Annotated in this window: 14 protein-coding genes and 1 tRNA gene; 7 read left to right on the top strand and 8 right to left on the bottom strand. The window is 42.3% G+C overall.

Annotated features, from left to right (window positions below; genetic code table 11):
- Positions 1 to 67: 67 nt before the first annotated feature.
- On the bottom strand, positions 68 to 412 hold the full coding sequence (locus T344_RS0109415) for a hypothetical protein (RefSeq protein WP_027628493.1): 345 nt from the start codon (positions 410 to 412) through the stop codon (positions 68 to 70).
- A 92-nt stretch (positions 413 to 504) separates the two neighbouring features.
- Positions 505 to 2916, bottom strand: a complete 2412-nt coding sequence (gene spoIIE / locus T344_RS0109410) for a stage II sporulation protein E (protein ID WP_242842050.1) — start codon at positions 2914 to 2916, stop codon at positions 505 to 507.
- A gap of 581 nt (positions 2917 to 3497) precedes the next feature.
- Between spoIIE and T344_RS0109405 the strand changes: the two genes are divergently transcribed.
- Positions 3498 to 4286 carry a PPC domain-containing protein gene (locus T344_RS0109405; RefSeq protein ID WP_027628491.1) on the top strand — a complete coding sequence of 263 codons (789 nt, stop codon included), beginning with the start codon at positions 3498 to 3500 and terminating at the stop codon, positions 4284 to 4286.
- Between the two features lie 214 nt (positions 4287 to 4500).
- Complete coding sequence (locus T344_RS0109400) at positions 4501 to 5589, top strand: putative NPN-dependent ornithine cyclodeaminase (protein WP_027628490.1); 1089 nt, start codon at positions 4501 to 4503, stop codon at positions 5587 to 5589.
- A gap of 35 nt (positions 5590 to 5624) precedes the next feature.
- Here the strand turns inward: T344_RS0109400 and T344_RS0109395 are convergent, their stop codons facing one another.
- From T344_RS0109395 to T344_RS0109375, 5 genes are all read right to left on the bottom strand, one after another.
- Positions 5625 to 7040, bottom strand: coding sequence for a phosphoglucomutase/phosphomannomutase family protein (locus tag T344_RS0109395; RefSeq protein WP_027628489.1), 1416 nt, complete (start codon positions 7038 to 7040; stop codon positions 5625 to 5627).
- Between the two features lie 20 nt (positions 7041 to 7060).
- On the bottom strand, positions 7061 to 9451 hold the full coding sequence (locus T344_RS0109390) for a glycoside hydrolase family 94 protein (RefSeq protein ID WP_027628488.1): 2391 nt from the start codon (positions 9449 to 9451) through the stop codon (positions 7061 to 7063).
- A gap of 49 nt (positions 9452 to 9500) precedes the next feature.
- Positions 9501 to 10397, bottom strand: coding sequence for a carbohydrate ABC transporter permease (locus T344_RS0109385; protein ID WP_027628487.1), 897 nt, complete (start codon positions 10395 to 10397; stop codon positions 9501 to 9503).
- Positions 10398 to 10412: 15 nt separating this feature from the next.
- Complete coding sequence (locus T344_RS0109380; protein WP_027628486.1) at positions 10413 to 11282, bottom strand: carbohydrate ABC transporter permease; 870 nt, start codon at positions 11280 to 11282, stop codon at positions 10413 to 10415.
- Between the two features lie 166 nt (positions 11283 to 11448).
- Positions 11449 to 12753, bottom strand: a complete 1305-nt coding sequence (locus tag T344_RS0109375) for an ABC transporter substrate-binding protein (RefSeq protein ID WP_027628485.1) — start codon at positions 12751 to 12753, stop codon at positions 11449 to 11451.
- A 243-nt stretch (positions 12754 to 12996) separates the two neighbouring features.
- On the opposite strand from T344_RS0109375, the gene T344_RS0109370 reads away from it, so the two are divergent.
- From T344_RS0109370 to T344_RS27935, 5 genes are all read left to right on the top strand, one after another.
- Entirely contained in the window at positions 12997 to 14781 is a 1785-nt protein-coding gene (locus T344_RS0109370; RefSeq protein WP_027628484.1) for a sensor histidine kinase, read from the top strand.
- Positions 14782 to 14803: 22 nt separating this feature from the next.
- Positions 14804 to 15616 (top strand): response regulator transcription factor, encoded by an 813-nt coding sequence (locus tag T344_RS0109365; protein ID WP_027628483.1) that lies wholly within the window; start codon positions 14804 to 14806, stop codon positions 15614 to 15616.
- A 124-nt stretch (positions 15617 to 15740) separates the two neighbouring features.
- Positions 15741 to 16022 (top strand): hypothetical protein, encoded by a 282-nt coding sequence (locus T344_RS0109360; protein WP_027628482.1) that lies wholly within the window; start codon positions 15741 to 15743, stop codon positions 16020 to 16022.
- 94 nt (positions 16023 to 16116) lie between these two features.
- A complete protein-coding gene (locus T344_RS0109355) occupies positions 16117 to 16974 on the top strand; it encodes a YitT family protein (RefSeq protein ID WP_027628481.1) in 858 nt (285 codons plus the stop codon).
- Positions 16975 to 17096: 122 nt separating this feature from the next.
- The gene (locus T344_RS27935) at positions 17097 to 17585 is read left to right on the top strand and encodes a CBO0543 family protein (RefSeq protein ID WP_051571719.1); all 489 of its coding nucleotides are present in this window, start codon (positions 17097 to 17099) and stop codon (positions 17583 to 17585) included.
- A gap of 148 nt (positions 17586 to 17733) precedes the next feature.
- Here T344_RS27935 and T344_RS0109345 read toward each other — a convergent pair.
- Positions 17734 to 17809, bottom strand: a tRNA-Val gene (locus T344_RS0109345).
- Between the last annotated feature and the right edge of the window lie 145 nt (positions 17810 to 17954).

Raw genomic sequence — 17954 nt, 5'->3', positions numbered from 1 at the left:
TAACACAAAATGAGTTTACTTATAATAATATATCTTATTTGGTAAAGGAAAATCAATAGAGCAAACCTTATAAAAACAACTTTATTAAAATAAAAATCACTGCTGCTATACTTCCGAACAAAGCGGAATTAATTAAAAGGTTTTTCATGAACCTGGATTTGGATTTTAACTGCTCCTTCCTTTTTGGAGGACTAAATTTACCCTTGTTATCCTTAATGTAGTTATTAATAATTAACTCTGCCTCCTTCAGAATAAAATCGTTTTTTACATCAGGATTTTTGGCGGAGGTCAACTTGCTGCCCGCTGCTTTTTCCAGCTCCTTATCTTCTTTTAACACCAGAATAGCCTCCTCAAATAAATTTGAATGAATATCTTTGATAATTATTACTTTCTTAGATTTTCCATAAAACATAGCATCCTCCAAAGAACTCTGATTATGGGTAGTTTGTGGAATTTTAACATTTTTATGCATGGCATCGATATAACATCAAAATAATATCAAATTTATTTGGACTTCCACACTTTTGATACCAGCACCAGCATATCGTCAGCAGGCTCATTATTCTGACAGCGGCTTATGGCTTCATCCATCAGGTCATCAGCCATTTTCTGCGGATTTCTGGTATCCATGCCCTGTAAAATATTTTGAACCTCCTTTACACTGTCCTGGCAGTCTTTGAAGGAATCAATTATCCCATCGGATAACATTATTAAAAAGTCTCCGTTGCCAACTTTCTTATGTATCATCTCCACTTCAACCTCACTTAAAATACCAGCCGGAAGAGAAGCAGCACGTACTGTTTCAACATATTCCTCCCTCTTTATGAAAGTAGGAGCCGCGCCTACCTTGCAGAATTCAACCTCTCCTTCGTACAGGTCTACAACAGATATATCTATTGTTGCAAAGGAATCGTCGGTGGCTCTTAAAACAAGTATTGAATTAATCAGCTTAACAGTTGTATCCTTGTCAAAACCAGACTCCATAAACTGTTCTATGAGGTTTACAGTGGCCTTGCTCTGCATACAGGCCTTATGCCCTGTTCCCATACCGTCACTCAGCGCCGCTATGTATTTGCCGTCGCCTGTATTTAAAAAAGTGTAATTATCCCCTGAAACATACTTTTCATTCTTCGACACCCTCGCCACACCCGTTATAACTTTATAGGTTTCTTCCTCCACCAGTTTAATGGTACAGGTATTTGTTTTCGGATTAAGAGCACAATCACTTCCCTCCTTGATCATTTTTCGCCCTACAACCTCTGTAACGGTTTTTTCAACACAGCCTATGCAGCTTCTCTTTCCCCCGCAGCCTTTGTAAGTCAGGGTCATTTCATACTTGCCGAATTTGTTTTCATATACCACGGCATCCGCATGTTTTATTCCGGCCTTTGTCAATTCCAGTACGATCTGATTTTCCAAATCTTCTTTAAAACAGATATCGGTATTTAATTCGTTAGCCAGGTTTGAAATTATTGTAGACATGCTTTTGAGCTGCTGGGATACCAGCCCCCTGCTCTCACCGATTTTGCTCCGCCATACCATATCAACCTTGAAAAGCTCAAAAACATTATTCACCGCCAGCACAAAATCATCCACCCTCTCACATCTCTCAAGAAAATATTGAGGAATGTCATTTTGCTCTATCCAGCCCTTTCCATCCAATTTTTCAACTATTTTGAACATGACCTGATATGTATTGCAGAAGTTATGCTCCCAGCAATGGACACACAGGCTGCAGTCCTTGCAGACCCTGTCTGCCACCCTGTCGAATATGGCGGTGATATCATGTTTTTCGGTTATTGCCTTTGTCTCGGAAATTTCATCAAAGGTCCTGGACATTTCAGAAAATGCCCTGGAGAACTTGTTCAATTTCTCAACTGTTATCTCCTTGATTCTTGCGCTGTAGCCTTTTTTGTCCCCTCTTGCAACCAGGCTTTTATCAAATTTTGTTACAACCGCATCCATGGCTTTTTCAGGTATGAGCATAAATATGACGATTGAGACAATTATTTCATACAGAAATACAAGAACCTCGGTAGACCCGTTGGTATAAAAGGTAAGGATCGCATTTCCCATTAAAACCCCCACACAGGAGCCGATTTTCCCCATATTTTTTAAAATTCCTGCAAGTAATCCACAAAATGCATAAGAAGCTATGATAATTGGGGATGAATTGGAGGAAATACTTATGACGGTCCCAACAATCACCCCTATGGCCGCTCCGTTTCCCGCTCCTGTTTTAAAGCTGAAAATCAGGATTATTATGATGCACAAAATATTTTTGAGACTGACTCCGAAAATATTCCATCCGCCCAGACCTCCCACCGCCAGTGCGCAGGCTATGGCAATGCTCAGTATTTCCTCGTTTGTAAGGGAGTATCTTCTGGAGGGGTTCCCCAGGACCTCCAATACATTTTTAAAAACAAACACCAGCGCAAAGATTATAAATCCGTTTATAATGGATTTCAAAACATCATACATTAAGAAGCCCTGCAGATATGTCAATACCATTTCAGGTATCAGAACTCCGATAAAAGCAATTATTCCAACCCTTAAATGCGAGCCTGCGCTCTTTTTAAAGGGAATGTTTATGGCATTAAACAGCAGCATGGCTACAACTGCGGTATACAGCTGAACGGTAGCCCCCGATGTCAGCATTCCTGCAAATATTGCGATTGATATCATTATCCTGTTTATGTTGAGACCCAGAGTGGCTGCGTAAAGAGCGATTCCAAACGGCATCAACCCTCCCAGCAGTGATATTCTGCCCAAAAGAAAAGCCGCAGGTATAATTATAAGATTAGTTTTATTCAGATATTCCAGAATAGCTGCTGCCTTACCGGTTTTACCCTTTTGATGTGTTGCCGATCCATGACCTCCAAAATTTTTGTATGGAAGCGATTCTGTTTTCATCATATGTGACCCCCCGTGTTTATCTTAAGTGACAACTGCAGTGTCGTTTAGCATGCAGAATGATTATAATTCAGCAATCGGAAATTATTTGTCGCTTTCTGGGAATAATTTCAAAAGAATTTAGACACATATCAGCAAAAAACCTTATGGGTTAAACATCAATTTAACTTTTTTAACCTTGCTTTAATACAAAGGGCAAAGTAGGTTTAATTGTTTTTTGCTGTCTGCTGTCGAAAGTTTTTTATTCTAGAAAACCTGCAAACAGCCGGTATAATTGCTTTTCCCGGGGCCGTTTACGGCCAGGCAGCTCCCTGTCTCTTAAAATATCGCAGATTATCTAAGCCCCTGAAAGCCCAAAACTCAGGTTTTGGGACAGGTTCACCCCTATACCGGGTTTGGAAAAATGGGGCAAATGAATTATAATAATTACAGAGCTCGAGTTCACAATTCAAATTTGAAGAAACTCAATCAGGAAATGCATTTCTGGAAATTTTATAATCAAATGGAGGAAAAATATTATTTTAAATTACAATCCAAATCCTTGCCTCAACAGGCATCAATCAAAAAAAACCGGAGGTCAATTAATGAAAAAATTCTTACCTTTTATAATTTGTTTTGCACTTTTGTTATCCATCTCTTTTTCAGGTACCGTGTTTGCAGCAGTCAATGAAACCGAACCCAATAATACCATGACCACTGCAAGTCCACTCAGGCCCGGAGATACTGTCAACGGTAAAATTTCAACCTCTTCCGATCTGGATTACTACATGATGCAGCTAACAGCAAGCGGAAACATAAATATTTCGCTCGGCACCATCCCAAGCGGCTGTGATTATGATTTATACCTTTATGATAATAGAGGAAGTCTTATCAGGTCATCAACAGCCGGAAGCAATACAGATGAAAACATATCCAATACCCTGAATGCCGGCACTTATTATGTCTGCGTAAAGAGCTATTCCGGTTATTCCGCAAGCAGTAATTATACATTGTCAGTGAAAAGTTCAGGTTCTACCAACCCACCGACTACCCCTCCTGTTCATGGCGGAGATGCATATGAATTCAACGATACTCTTGAGCTTGCCTCGGATTTTTACGGCAGCCTGGAAGCCAATATTCATCCTCTGGGAGATGTGGACTGGTACAGATTCAGTGTAACTCAAACCTCAGCCAAGCATATTCGGCTTTATAATCCTTCTACAGATCTGACATACCACTTTTCAATATACAATGCCAACGGCGGTTATGTTTGCTCGGACGGCGGTATCGGTGATTACACCGTAACTTTAAGTCCCGGTACTTACTATATCAAAGTTTTCAGCTATAACTCCGAGTCAGTGCTCAACTACCGTTTGCAAATGACTACCGTTTAGTCATTAAAAAAATCCCTAGGATCTCTTCCCAGGGATTTTTTCATTGCATTTTCCGCCGGCTTTCAAATCCTTTTTTATTAATCAAAGTCTTTGCAAATAATAATAAAGTCTTTAAAATCATTATTTGACTTGATACAATGTTTATATTGTTCAGCAAAGTAAATCAATAAAACAAGTTAACATAAAATAATCAAATTCAGAGAGGATGACCAATTTGTTTAAACTTCCAGAATATACAGTACCTGATTTCAGTAAAGCGAGCTTCGAAGCAGCCCCGGTTGTAAATACGGTACCTGCACCGGGCGACGGACTCTTGCCTGATAATTTCTATGCAACAACAATTTACCCTGAATACTTTAAAATAGGAAGCAGCTGGGAGCTTATAAATGCTCCCCGAATGGACTGTGCCGTTGTTGTCAGGGACGGGAAGCCTTATGCCGTTGAAGCAAGAAGGGTTGGGAAGGATGAAGCTGTTGTAGTTGGAAGAGAGGAAGATCTTTCAAACGGAGTCTTCATTCATTATGACGCCTTTAAGGAAAATAATACCGGAAGAGTGCAAAGCTTCGCTTTCCGTACGGGTAAGTCAAGGGAATCCTCCTACTCAAGAGATTATGATCAGTTATATGATATTCTCAGGCACGACCGTGAACATGGTTCCATAGTCTGGGTGCTTGGGCCGGCTGTAGCCTTTGATTTTGACGCCCGCAGATCCATGTCCGGTCTCATTGAACATGGTTACGTTGATGCGCTGTTTGCAGGAAATGCCTTGGCGACCCACGATCTTGAAGCCGGCCTGTTCCATACCGGTCTCGGGCAGGATATATACACAAAGGAACTGTACTACAACGGCCATTACCACCATCTTGAGACAATCAACAGGGTAAGGTGTGCAGGTTCCATAGAGACTTTTGTAACCCAAAACAATTTGAGTGACAGCATAGTTGCCTCCTGTGTCAGGAAAAATGTTCCGCTGGTTCTGGCGGGTTCCATCCGTGACGACGGTCCCCTGCCCGGAGTGATCGGAAATGTTTACGAAGCCCAGGATGCCATGAGGCGGCACATCATGAAGGCAACAACCGTAATAGCACTCGCTACACAGCTTCACACCATAGCCACCGGCAATATGACCCCCTCATGGCAGATATGTGAAGGCAAGCTGCGCCCGGTTTACTTCTATACTATAGACATTTCGGAGTTTGCAGTCGGAAAGCTTCATGACAGAGGCAGTCTCAGCGTCAACAGCATAGTGACAAATGTTCAGGATTTCCTGATCAATGCCGCAAGGAGTTTGGAAGTAATATGAGAATTTTGAATGATGAATAATATCCAATCAAATAATCATAAAATATTTAAAAATTCCTTCATAATATTGCTTGCTTCAACAGCCATCTCCTCATTTTCCATTTCACAGAAAATTCTGAGGAGGGGCTCTGTGCCTGAGAAGCGGGTTATGATCCAGCCTCCGTTTTTAAAGTAAACCTTTACACCATCCATATAGCTGACTCTTTCCACCTCGTAATTGAACTCAGGTAACTTCTTCTGATCAAAAAGCAGCTTCATCAGACGGTCCTTCTCAGCATAGCTGAACTTAAAATCCTTCTCGGTCATATAGGAGCAGCCGAAGCTGCCATGTATCTCCTCAAGCAGTTGTGACAGGCTCTTACCTGTTACACTCAGCAATTCAATGAGCAGGCTGGCGGCAAATATTCCATCCTTCCCGCTGATATGTCCTCTTATGGTCAAGCCCCCGCTGCTTTCTCCTCCTATGAGACAGTCGTACTTTTCCATGTTGGAGCTGATATGCTTGAATCCCACCGGAACCTCATAACAGGTCTCCCCGAACCCTTTTGCTATCCTGTCCAGCAAGTGTGTGGTTGCAACGTTGCGTACAACTCCGCCGGTCCACTTTTTGTATTTAAGCAGATAGTAGTACAGCAGCGCCAGAATACTGTTGGGATGGATAAAGTTGCCCTTTTCGTCAATTATCCCGAGCCTGTCGGCATCGCCGTCAGTGCCTATCCCAAGGTCGTAGCCCTTTTCCACCACCATTTCTCTCAGGCGCTGCAGGGTATGGGAGCTGGGAGACGGCAGTCTGCCTCCAAACAGTGTATCATGCCTGTCATTTATTATATCCACTTCACACCTTGCGGTTATCAGGATTGTCTGAAGTGAGGTCTTTGATACTCCGAACATTGGATCCAGCAGTATCTTAAGATTTCTTCCCTTTATGGCCTCCATGTCTATCATATTGATAATAGTATCGATATACTCATTAAAGGGGTCTATCACTTTGATGCTCCCATTTTCAATTCCGGTACAAAAATCCATATCCTTTATGGTACTGACGTCAATTTTATCTATATAATGCTCTATATTCGCCGTTACTTCCTCCGAGGCATCTCTCCCGCCCCTTGTAAATACCTTGATTCCATTGTAGTCGGCGGGATTATGGCTGGCAGTTACCGCGGCCCCATAGCAGGTATCACGCCTGTTCACGGTAAACATTACAAGAGGTGTGGGCGCTACCTTTTCTATAAAATAAACCTGTATCCCATTTCCTGCCAGAACTTCGGACATCCATTTCGCCGCCTTGTCCGAGAGAAATCTCCTGTCATAGCCGATGACAAATCCGTTTTCAGTGCACTGCTGCTCTGCCATCATTTGGGCAACCGCCTGCGCCAGCAGCCTGACATTCTGCTTTGTGAAATCCTCCCCGATTATTGCTCTCCAACCACCTGTACCAAATTTAATCATATATTTCCAACCTTTCTCCTTTACCCCATTACAACCTCAACCAAATTTACCGTTCCTTCCGGCTGGGGCGGAATAACATCCTCTATCAGCCGTCCGTTCAGCTTGATATATTTGATTCCCTTCTGAACACGGCCGGGATTTCTGACACTGATCCTATATTCGGCACCTCTCCAGCTCCTTTCGGCCTGGAAACCTTCCCAGCTTTCAGGAATACAGGGATCTATGACCATGCCGTCAAAGGTCAGCCTTATGCCCAGCATGTATCTGGTAGCTGCAAAATATGCCCAGCCTGCACTGCCTGTCAGCCACGGGTGGCGGGCCCTTCCATGGGCCGTGTGATCCCTTCCCATTATGAACTGGCAGTAGGAATATGGCTCGGCCTCGCGGATCTCTATCATGTCATTCTGATTATACGGCAGCAGGGCGTTATAAAACTTCATGGCCCTGTCGCCTCTGCCCAGCTTGCACTCTGCCACCCAGGCCCAGGGGTTGGGATGGCTGAATATGGCACCATTTTCCTTTATTCCCCTGTAAACTCTGGTTATAAAACCAATATCGTCATCGGGCTGTGTAAAGGAAGGACTGTTCAAATGAATGCCAAAGTCGGAGTACAAATATTCATCAACGGCATCCATACAGGACAGGGCCCGCTCTTTGCCGGCAACGCCCGAGACTACAGCCCATGCGTTGGATTCCAGGTGGACCTTTCCCTCCCGGCTCTCTTTAGTGCCTATTTTGTCACCCTTGGCAGTAATCCCACGGATATACCATTGTCCGTCCCAAAGCTCCTTTTCACAGGAATTCCTCACCTTGTCAGCCATTGTGCCGTATTTTTCCACATCCTCCTGCCGTCCCGCAAAGCGGGCTGCTTCCAGGAAGGCCTGCAAGGCCCAATAGTGCAGGAAGGATACCATTGCGCTCTCACCTCCGCCCAGGTTCAGACAGTCATTCCAGTCAGCCCTGAGTCCCTTGCATATTCCGGTGGCCCCGACCTGTTGGGCCGAGAAATCCAGAATGCGCTTCATATGTTCATAAACAGTGGCCTCACCACCGTCTGCGAAGGTTACCGTTTCATCCAGAAGTGCATCCTCTCCGGTCTCCTTGATATATTCACATATAGCCGGAACAAGCCACAGGGCGTCATCCGAGCAGGTATCCTTCAGTCCGTGTATCATATTTGAAAGATCCGGCTCGGGAACAATTGTAGGTGATTTGATTTTAGGCTTGTTTTTCTTTTCGGGATCAAACCAGTCAGGCTCGAAAAGGTGCAGGCCATATCCCATATTCACCTGTCCTCTTAAAAGTTCGATGATTCTCTGACGGCACTTGGCAGGGTTTGAATGGGGAATGCACATGACATCCTGGGCAGTGTCCCTGTAGCCCAGACCGGTTCTTCCTCCCACCTCTATAAAGGAGGCGAATCTCGACCAGACCACATTTGTCTCGGCCTGATAAAGATTCCATGTATTGAGCATTGTATCCATGCCTTCATTGGGCGTATGTACCTGCAGTACCTTCAGCTTTCTGTCCCAATATTTTTTAAGCCCGCTGAAGGCTTTATCCACATTTTCAATATTGGAGTATTTTTGTTTTATTATCCTTCCGCAGTCCCGGTTTCCTTCACCCAGCATATATACAATTCTTGTTTCCTCTCCGGGTTCTAGAACAATCCGTTTATGCAGTGAACCACAGTGATTCCCTCCCAGTTCGCTGCTTCCTCCGCACTGTCCCAGTTCAACCGCCCCAGGATTGGTTTCGGTCCTGTAGGTTCCTATGAATTTATCCCTTAAGCAGTCAAAACTGTCGGGTTCAAAATTTGAAGCAAAATAATGGTAGGCCCCCGGAACGTAGAACAAATCATATTCGATTATCCCGTCACCGTAGTTGGAACCGGCGCAGTAGAGGCTCATCTGATGGTTCTGATTGTCAATCTCTATCTCATTGAAGGAAAACTCGCAGTAGGAAAAAACACTTAAATTCCTTTTCCTGTCCGAATTGTTTTTTATTTTTACATCCCAGAGCTCCACATCGTCCTCAACCGGTATAAACAAGGTCTGTTCAGCGCCGATACCGCCGTAGGTGCTGCTGAATTTTGAATAGGACAATCCGTGCCTGCACTGAAAATATTTCAGGTCTTTGGCGACAGGCTGCCAGGATACCGACCAGTAGTCGCCGGTTTCGTCATCCCTCAGATAGACGTAATGTCCGGGCCTGTCAAGGGGGACACCGTTTGGCCTGAAACGCGTTATCCTGTGATGCTGTGCACTTTTATAAAAAAGATATCCGCCGGCATTGTGTGAAATGATCGCACACATATCCTTCACTCCGAGATAATTGGTCCATGACACCGGAACATCCGGCCTTTCAATTACATATTCTCTATTTTCATTGTCAAAATATCCGTATTTCATTATAACCTCCATGTCCCATAAATATTGTTACATTTCTCCAAAGCCAGGTCTATCCTTTGACTGCTCCGGCCGTCATCCCCTTTATTACATATTCCTGTGATATGAAATAAAGGATTAAAACAGGCAGAACGGTAATGAAAATAGCAGCCATCATTGCTCCGTAATCCGTGCTGTACAAACTTTGAACCTGTGAAATGAGAACTGTTACCGGCATATTTCTCTTGCTGAGGTAAACCAGGGGTGTCAGCAAATCGTTGTAGGACCATAGAAACTCCATTATCCCAACAGATACAAGAGCAGGTATTGTAAGCGGTATGGTGATCCTGGTGAATATGCCCGGTATACTGCAGCCATCTATTAATGCGGCTTCCTCCAGTTCCTTGGGCAGCCCTGACATAAAGCTGGTAAGCATAAGTATTGCAAAATTCATTAACCCTGCAACCTGCGGAATAATAACAGTCAGATAAGAGCCCTGGAAACCTTCAAATATATCGCCGATGTTTTTCATAATAACAAAGTTCGGGACTATAACTGCAAACTGTGGTATCAGCATACTTGCCACAAGATACGCCTTAACAGCCTTTGTGAAGCGGAATTTGAATCTTGCCAGAACAAAGGCGGCCATACTTCCAAGTATCAATATCAGAAGCAGGGTACTTCCCGACATGATCAGGCTGTTCTTGAAACCTCTGAATATATTGTTCTCCGAGAACCTTTTCAGGGTTTCGAAATTCTGAAAAATGGTTCCGCTGTCCAAATAAGCTTTGGGCAGTGAAAAGGCACTGCCTATTATTTCATCATTATTTTTAAATGCGTTTATAAATATCCACACCAGAGGTGCTATTGTGGTTATGGCCCATAAAGATAAAACTATATAAGTAATCAATTTGGAGCCCTTGATTTTATAAATACCTCTTACAGGTATCAATTTGTTTTTATTCTCCATAATCGCTCCGCCTCTCTAATAAAGTCCTTCTTTTTGTTGTGCCAGTTTATTTGTAACTATGTAAATAATCAGACCCAGTGTTATGATCAATACCGAAATAGCACTGCCGTAGCCCTGGTTATTATATACAAAGGCCTGCTGATACTGGTAAGTGCTTAATAACTGGCTTGCATCCAGCGGACCTCCGTTGGTCATGACAAATACTATGTCAAATACTTTCAGTGAACCTGCTATGACCAGTCCGAGCGATGTAACTATTACTTCCTGGATCATTGGAATAGTAATGTATATTGTCTTTTTAAAGCCTGTGATACCGTCCAGCTCTGCCGACTCGTAAATATCTGCGGGAACATTTGCTATTGCGGTGAGGAATATAACGAAATAGAAACCCACATATTGCCAGAGTACCGGTATCAAAACCAGATACATTGCGCTGTTTTCAGTTATCCAGTTTATCTTTTCCATGCCGAAAACGGCAATTATATTGTTCATTAACCCGTAATCATACTGAAAAGCAAGATAAAACATAAGACCTATTGCCGAACCCGATATGACAACCGGAAAGAAAAATACCATTCTGAAAAATCGGAAACCCCTTTTGATGGAGTCAACCAGGACTGCCAGGATTAAAGCAACACCCACCTCCACAACAACACAGCCCACAAGAAGAATCAATGTGTTTATCAGCGACTTGCCTATTATGGAATCGGTAAAGAGCCTGTGAAAGTTTTCCCAACCGATATAATTAAATACGGGCGACCATTCAGAGTAATCGGTAAAACTGTACTGAACGGTTTTACCCAGCGGATAATAAAGAAAAATTGTGATCAGCAGTATCGCCGGAAAAAGGAATATAAATATATATTTTTTACTTTTTAGCACCATATGGTCTACCCCCTTGTAATCCCGCACAGTAAAATTCTATATTGCCGGTTTCCCGGTATGGGAATTGGCTGTATGGATTCTGCTGTGCATTTATGTGAATTGGCCATTATAAGGAAACATGGTGGTTTCCCACCATGTTCCGTATAATAAACTATGTTGTAACTATTTATTTTACAAGCTTTTGAGCTTCTTCAAGCAATTGCGGGGAAGTCTTTTTGCCTGTAATGACATACGGGAGGTTCTTCCAAATGTGTGTAAATGCCTGCTGGTTCATTGTATCACCTACAGGGCCTGTAACCACTTTGGCACTGTTAAGCATCTGGATACCTGCATTGAACAACGGAGTCGCACCTTCAACCTGACAATTGATAGCAGGAACTCCGCCCACCTTAAAGAATTTTCCGGCTCTTTCAGGTGAAGTGACCCACTTTACAAACTTAACAGCTTCTCCGTTTGAATCATTATTGCCTTTGTCGGTAACATACCAGCCTGTGCTGAAACCGGAAATAGTTGAGGAAGGCTCTGCTTTTCCGCCGGGGAGGAGATTTACAGGCATAACAGAGGTATTATCTCCTTCGAGAGCTGCTGCCGACCATGAACCTGATATGAACATGGCAGCCTTCTTATCCTTCATTAACTGCTGGCATGCAGTTTGCTTGATTGTTAAAGCATCCTTTGAGAAAGCGTTCTTTTCATACAATTCCTTGATTTTGTCGAGAGCCGGTGCCCAGGAAGCGTCAAAGGGCTTGTCATGTCCTTCTTTTCCGCCCATGGAGAGGATAAAGGTTTCAATCAGATAGTGCGGTTCTTCTGCAAAAGAGCATGCGATAGGTGTGATCTTGAGCTTGTTGAATGCATCAACTGCAGCAAGCAGCTCATCCCAGTTGGTTGGAACTTTTATGTTATTTGCATCAAATAAATCCTTGTTGTAATACATACCTTCCCAGAATCCTATGTACGGAAGTGCGTATTGTTTGCCGTCAAACTTGACGTAGTCGAGAGCACCCTGTCCAAAGTTCTTGCTCCACTCGGTATCCTTGGAAAGTTCGTCCTCCCAGGTTATAAGCTTACCCGAAGTTACCAGAGGCTTTCCGATTTCACCTGTAAAGGCATATGCGACTGCAGGTTCGTTTCCTGACGCAAAATCTGTGTTTATCTTGGTTTTGAATGCATCTGAAGCAGCCGGAGTAGAGTCATCTACGATTTCAACATTGGGATTTGCCGCAACGAAATCCTTTATGGCCTCCTGCCAGGCTGCCGTCCAGGTATCTCCGCCGGTAAAGAATGATGAAGCCCTGAATTTAACCTTTTCCGCAGGTTTTGTTGATTCACTGGCAACTGCTGTTGTTGATGGGGCTGTCGATACTTCCGAAGTCGCAGCCGGTTTCTGGGCAGCACCGCAAGCGGCAAGCAGTGAAACTGTCATTGATGCAGCCACCATGGCAGCTACAGTTCTAAAACTTCTCTTCATTAATAAATCCTCCTTTAAAATTGTTGATATCACCGTTCACTTTGTACAAGGTCATTTGCTGCCTTGCTGATATCTTACCTGTATTATATTTTTTTACATATACTTTTTGAATGAGATAATCTTGGTATTAATTGTTTAATTTTGGCATTGTAATTTTTATAAAAAGGATTTTCCCATATATATGTATAATAATTACAATATTATAATAAAGTCAATTGCCATAATAATTAAAACAGGTGGACCATGATAAAAACGTTGATCAAAAAATTGACCTCCAGGTTAACTATAAAAGCAAAGCTGATTATCATTTGCATAATCTTTTTATGCTACCCCACTGTCATAATAGGCTACTTCGGTTATCAGCATGTTTCCGAAACCCTTAAGGAAAAATCCTTTAATTATTCAAAGGCTACCATAGACGAGCTGTCGGTCATATTTTCAGAACGTCTGGAAACCTTGAGGGCTTTCTCTTTCCAGATACTGTATGACAATACGATATACGAAGCCAACAGCGACATAGAATTAGGCAAAATTGACTACTCCTGGGAGGTTAACTTCACAAAGTATCTTAAGGCAAACCTGTACTCCAAATATGAGTTTACCGAATTATCAGTATTTTTTACCTCCACCGAAAAATTATATCAGGTGAACAAATCAAATACGGGCAATACCCCTGCCTCTTTTATCAGCGCTGATTTATACCGGCAGGCCAGGACAGGCAACGGCTCTCCCGTATGGGTTGTGGATCAGCAGGACAATGGGATCAATGATTTATATCTTACAAAGCTTGTCCTGTCTCCCAGTGGAAGCGGCAGTGAAATTGCACTGATTGTATTTAAAATAGACCAGTCCGAGTTATTTAAAACTTTTAAAAACTTTGAGTTCACCCTCAAACATGACCTGAGTGTTACCAGCTCCAACAATATTGAACTATACAGCTTCAATACAGGGAATCAGAGAATCGAACTGTCCAAACTTCAGCTTGACGGGGATATTCCGGAAATTTCCGAAACGCGGATCGGAAACGACACCATATATTATGTATGCAAGACCATGCAGCCCTCCAACTGGAAGCTGGTAATCAAAATTTCTTCAAATGAGCTTTTAAAGGATGTCAAAAGTGAGGCAAGTATTGTAATTATTCTTTGCCTTATCGGCTTACCAATTATACTGATGCTCATTAATTTCCTGTACATTGATCTGATACGTCCTTTGAATCTCCTTATCAAGAAGATGCTGATGATTGAAAAAGGCACCATAGGTGTTACAATAGATATAAGCCGTACCGACGAAATAGGCTATGTTATCAGGTCCTTCAACAATATGTCACAGCAGATATATACCCTGATAAACAAGGTCCTGAAGGTGCAGCTTGCCGTAAAGGACTCAGAAATAAAAGCTTTGCAGGCTCAGATAAATCCCCACTTTTTATACAATACTCTGGAGACCATCAACTGGAAAGCCAAAATCAACGGAGTTGAGGAAATCAGTGAAATGGTGGGAGCTCTGTCCTGTATAATAGATGCCAATCTCAACAGAAGCGGAGAAAATACCATTTTGCTTAAAAAGGAGATTGAATACATAAAAAATTACAATCTGATCATATCCAAGCGGTTTGGAACCAAAATAGCCTTTGTCCTCAACGTTGCCGATGATACGCTTAACTGCAAGATCCCAAAGCTTATTATCCAGCCCTTGATAGAAAATTCCGTCTACCATGGACTGGAAATGAAAAAAGGCGGCGGAACTATTGAATTAAACATATATAAATCTGAAAACATTTTATATATAAATGTCAGTGATGACGGTCTGGGTATTTCTCCTGGCACCCTGACCTCATTAAATGAAAAAATGCAGGAAGACATCTTTAATAATATTGAGGCCAATATATATGACAGTTCAAAGATCGGTGTCATAAATGTGCACAGACGTTTAAAGCTGTTATACGGAGATGAGTACGGGCTGGTAATCCATAGCCGGCTCAGGCAGGGCACGTCCATATTGATAAAAATCCCTGCTGAAGAGTGATGCTTTGCAGAAGGAGGAAAGTATGTATAAGGTAATGATAATCGACGATGAAGAGACCATAAGAGAAGGCTTGCGCTCTGTTATTAACTGGGAGGAACATAATTGCTCCATTATCGGTGAAGCCGAGGATGGGGATGAAGGTGTCGGGCTCATAACCGAGCTGAAGCCGGATATCATTTTTACCGATGTGCGGATGCCAGGTTTGAATGGCCTTGAAATGGTAGCTAAAATCAAAGAAATAAATTATCAATGTATAGTAATAATCCTGACCGGTTTCAGAGAATTCGAATATGCCCAGCAGGCAGTGCGCCTTGGTGCTTTCAGGCTTTTACTCAAGCCCACTAAAACAGAAGAACTGCTGCAGGCAATCGATGATGCCGTTGCCGAACTGAAAAAGCAGGTAACCAGCCAGAATGAACTGATCAATCTAAGGGCAAAGCTCAAGGAATTGTATGGTTTAACCGGGACCACAAAGGATTCCCAGCCTGTTAACTCTTCCGAGGCAGCCTCCAACTCAAAGTATCTTGTGGCAAAGGCCATTGAGATATTGAAACAGGATTATAACAAGGAGCTGGATCTGAAGGCGGTTTCAGACAAGCTCTATATCAGTACCTGGCATCTGAGCAAGCTCCTGAAAAAGGAAACCGGCAGCAATTTCATTGACATCCTCAATGAAATAAGAATAGAAGAATCCAAGAAGCTGCTGTTGTCTCCGCAGCTGAAAATATATGAAATCGCTGAAAAAGTCGGCTATGCCGACGTGCCCTATTTCACAAAATTATTTAAAAAACATACGGGACAAACTCCCATGGAGTACAAAAACAGTGTAAAATAGCACCAATGTAAAATAGTGCCGGCATAACCAGTATCCATCTCTGAATATCTTTAGACTTTTATGATATTATATTATTATGATTGGCTGATGTTTATATTTAATGGACAGAGAGGATATTATTACGATGAACGGATTTTATGCTTTTGTTTCAATAGCAGGTGTTGCAGCTGTCTTAATAACATTTTTGCTGGCGAGGTTTTTCAGAAATAAAGCCATGGTAAAATATATTCCATCCATTATTGCAGCCCTGGGAGGTATTGGTTTTTATATAAAATCAGCATATTTTTCAACCGGGTTTGAGGACCTCGCCTATATTGTGTTGACATTAGCGGCCTGTGTGGTGTTTTTCCTGTCGTTTATCACAGCTTTCATACTGGGGATGATTCAACGAAACAATAAAACTTGAACCCTTATTAACGATTGGTTATAAAACTGGAAACAATATATTGAAAGATAAAGGATATGGATATAGATAAAATGTATCTCAAGGAGTCAACCTCATGAAAAAACGTATTACCGACTTTATGCTGATTAATTTCGGACTGCTGCTTGTAAGTATTGGTATTTGTCTTTTTAAAATCCCCAATCATTTTGCTACGGGCGGTGTCAGCGGATTGGCCATCATAGCCAGCAGCCTTTTCCACAAAATCGACGTAGGTCCCATGATGATGATAATTAATATTATCCTACTTATAATAGGTTACTTTTTTCTTGGCTCCGACTTTGGTTCAAAAACAGTATATTCCAGCTTTGCTCTGTCAGGGCTTGTCTGGATCATTCAGAAATTAATACCTTTAAGCCATCCTCTTACTGACGATATGCTTCTCGAACTTATATATTCCATTTTATTCCCCGCTGTGGGTTCGGCAATAGTTTTTAACTGCAATGCTTCTACCGGAGGAACAGACATCGTCGCAAAAATCCTGAGTAAATACACAAAGTTGAACATAGGAAAAACACTTATGCTGACCGACTTTGTGATTGCAATTGGAGCAGGAGCTGTATTTGGCATAAAAATAGGTTTGTATTCGGCTTTGGGTCTGATTTTGAAGGCTTTTATGATTGACTTTGTCATAGAGGGGCTGAATATCAGCAAGCAAATGGTCATAATAAGCTCCAAAGACCTTGAAATCCGTGAATTCATTGTAAAAGAGCTCCACCGCGGAGCTACCATTTACAAGGCTGAGGGTGCTTTTACCCACAAACAGGAAAATGTGATTTCTACAATAGTTAGCAGAAGGCAGGCCATAAAGCTCCGTACCTACATACGCAGTATAGATTCCTCAGCCTTTATCACCATCAGCAATACCTCTGAAACCATAGGAAAAGGCTTCAGAAGCATCGACGACGACAATTAAATCAACCGGCTGCATGTCGGCTTATTTAAATCTCTGCTAATATTAGAGAAACTGGGTAAAATAAATTTCGAATATCTATTTTACGACATCATGGGATTTCATCAAGGGAGGAAATACCGGTTTTGAATATTGCAGTGATTATAATAATTATCTTTTCTACCTGGAAATGGGGAGACTGGAAAAATTGGCAGAAATACCATCCGACCATGCTTTTTGTGGCCCTTGCCAATCTTCTGTACAATTTTATTTACTGTAAAGGACCTTTATGGGAAATACAGCCTGGAATTTTACAGAACAGCATCCTCACGGAATTGCTTTATTCATTTATTGTCTTTCCCCTAACAGCCCTTATGTTTCTCTCAAATCTTCCGTCCAGCCGGGGGAAACAAGCCCTTCATATCCTTAAGTATATCCTGATATATTTTATTTTTGAACTTGTTTTTCACATCAGCAATATGATTATTTACAGACACGGCTGGAATCTCTCATATTCCTTTATATGGAACGTTATGATGTTCACCGTCTGGACCGTTCATTTTAAGAAACCTTTGCTGGCATATGTTACTTCGTTGGGAGTCATGATAATTGTACTAAGTCTGTTTCCAGCCTGAGTATCTTGAATATTATCGCCGCTATCCTGTTGGTTACATTTTTCTGTCAGGAAACCATTATTCTGCTTCCCCCGGTTAAAGACTCCAGGGACCTGAAAACAAAAACAGGACTTTCCATCTATACCGGAAAGTCCTGTTTTTCTCATTTTGGTGGGAACTATAGGGCTCGAACCTATGACCCTCTGCTTGTAAGGCAGATGCTCTCCCAGCTGAGCTAAGCTCCCAATTTTGTGACCCCGTATCATCTTTTCGTGATTCTACGGAATTTATTTAGTTTGGTGACCCATAGGGGACTCGCCGCCTGCTTCGCATGCTAATGACGTCGCCCACCGCTCGCTGCGCTTACGGTGCCGGGCTCCTACGCTCACT

Source organism: Ruminiclostridium cellobioparum DSM 1351 = ATCC 15832 (genome assembly GCF_000621505.1).
Lineage (GTDB): Bacteria > Bacillota > Clostridia > Acetivibrionales > DSM-1351 > Ruminiclostridium > Ruminiclostridium cellobioparum.
The sequence above is the reverse complement of the archived record's forward strand: the minus strand, read 5'-3'. Positions and strand labels throughout refer to the sequence as shown.

Bases quoted from the DNA above. Each gene is read 5' to 3' on its own strand.
- spoIIE (WP_242842050.1), bottom strand. From the start codon at position 2,916: ATGATGAAAACAGAATCGCTTCCATACAAAAATTTTGGAGGTCATGGA.
- T344_RS0109390 (WP_027628488.1), bottom strand. From the start codon at position 9,451: ATGAAATACGGATATTTTGACAATGAAAATAGAGAATATGTAATTGAA.
- T344_RS0109405 (WP_027628491.1), top strand. From the start codon at position 3,498: ATGAAAAAATTCTTACCTTTTATAATTTGTTTTGCACTTTTGTTATCC.
- T344_RS0109375 (WP_027628485.1), bottom strand. From the start codon at position 12,753: ATGAAGAGAAGTTTTAGAACTGTAGCTGCCATGGTGGCTGCATCAATG.
- T344_RS0109370 (WP_027628484.1), top strand. From the start codon at position 12,997: ATGATAAAAACGTTGATCAAAAAATTGACCTCCAGGTTAACTATAAAA.
- T344_RS0109360 (WP_027628482.1), top strand. From the start codon at position 15,741: ATGAACGGATTTTATGCTTTTGTTTCAATAGCAGGTGTTGCAGCTGTC.
- T344_RS0109385 (WP_027628487.1), bottom strand. From the start codon at position 10,397: ATGGAGAATAAAAACAAATTGATACCTGTAAGAGGTATTTATAAAATC.
- T344_RS0109415 (WP_027628493.1), bottom strand. From the start codon at position 412: ATGTTTTATGGAAAATCTAAGAAAGTAATAATTATCAAAGATATTCAT.
- T344_RS0109380 (WP_027628486.1), bottom strand. From the start codon at position 11,282: ATGGTGCTAAAAAGTAAAAAATATATATTTATATTCCTTTTTCCGGCG.
- T344_RS0109365 (WP_027628483.1), top strand. From the start codon at position 14,804: ATGTATAAGGTAATGATAATCGACGATGAAGAGACCATAAGAGAAGGC.
- T344_RS0109395 (WP_027628489.1), bottom strand. From the start codon at position 7,040: ATGATTAAATTTGGTACAGGTGGTTGGAGAGCAATAATCGGGGAGGAT.
- T344_RS0109355 (WP_027628481.1), top strand. From the start codon at position 16,117: ATGAAAAAACGTATTACCGACTTTATGCTGATTAATTTCGGACTGCTG.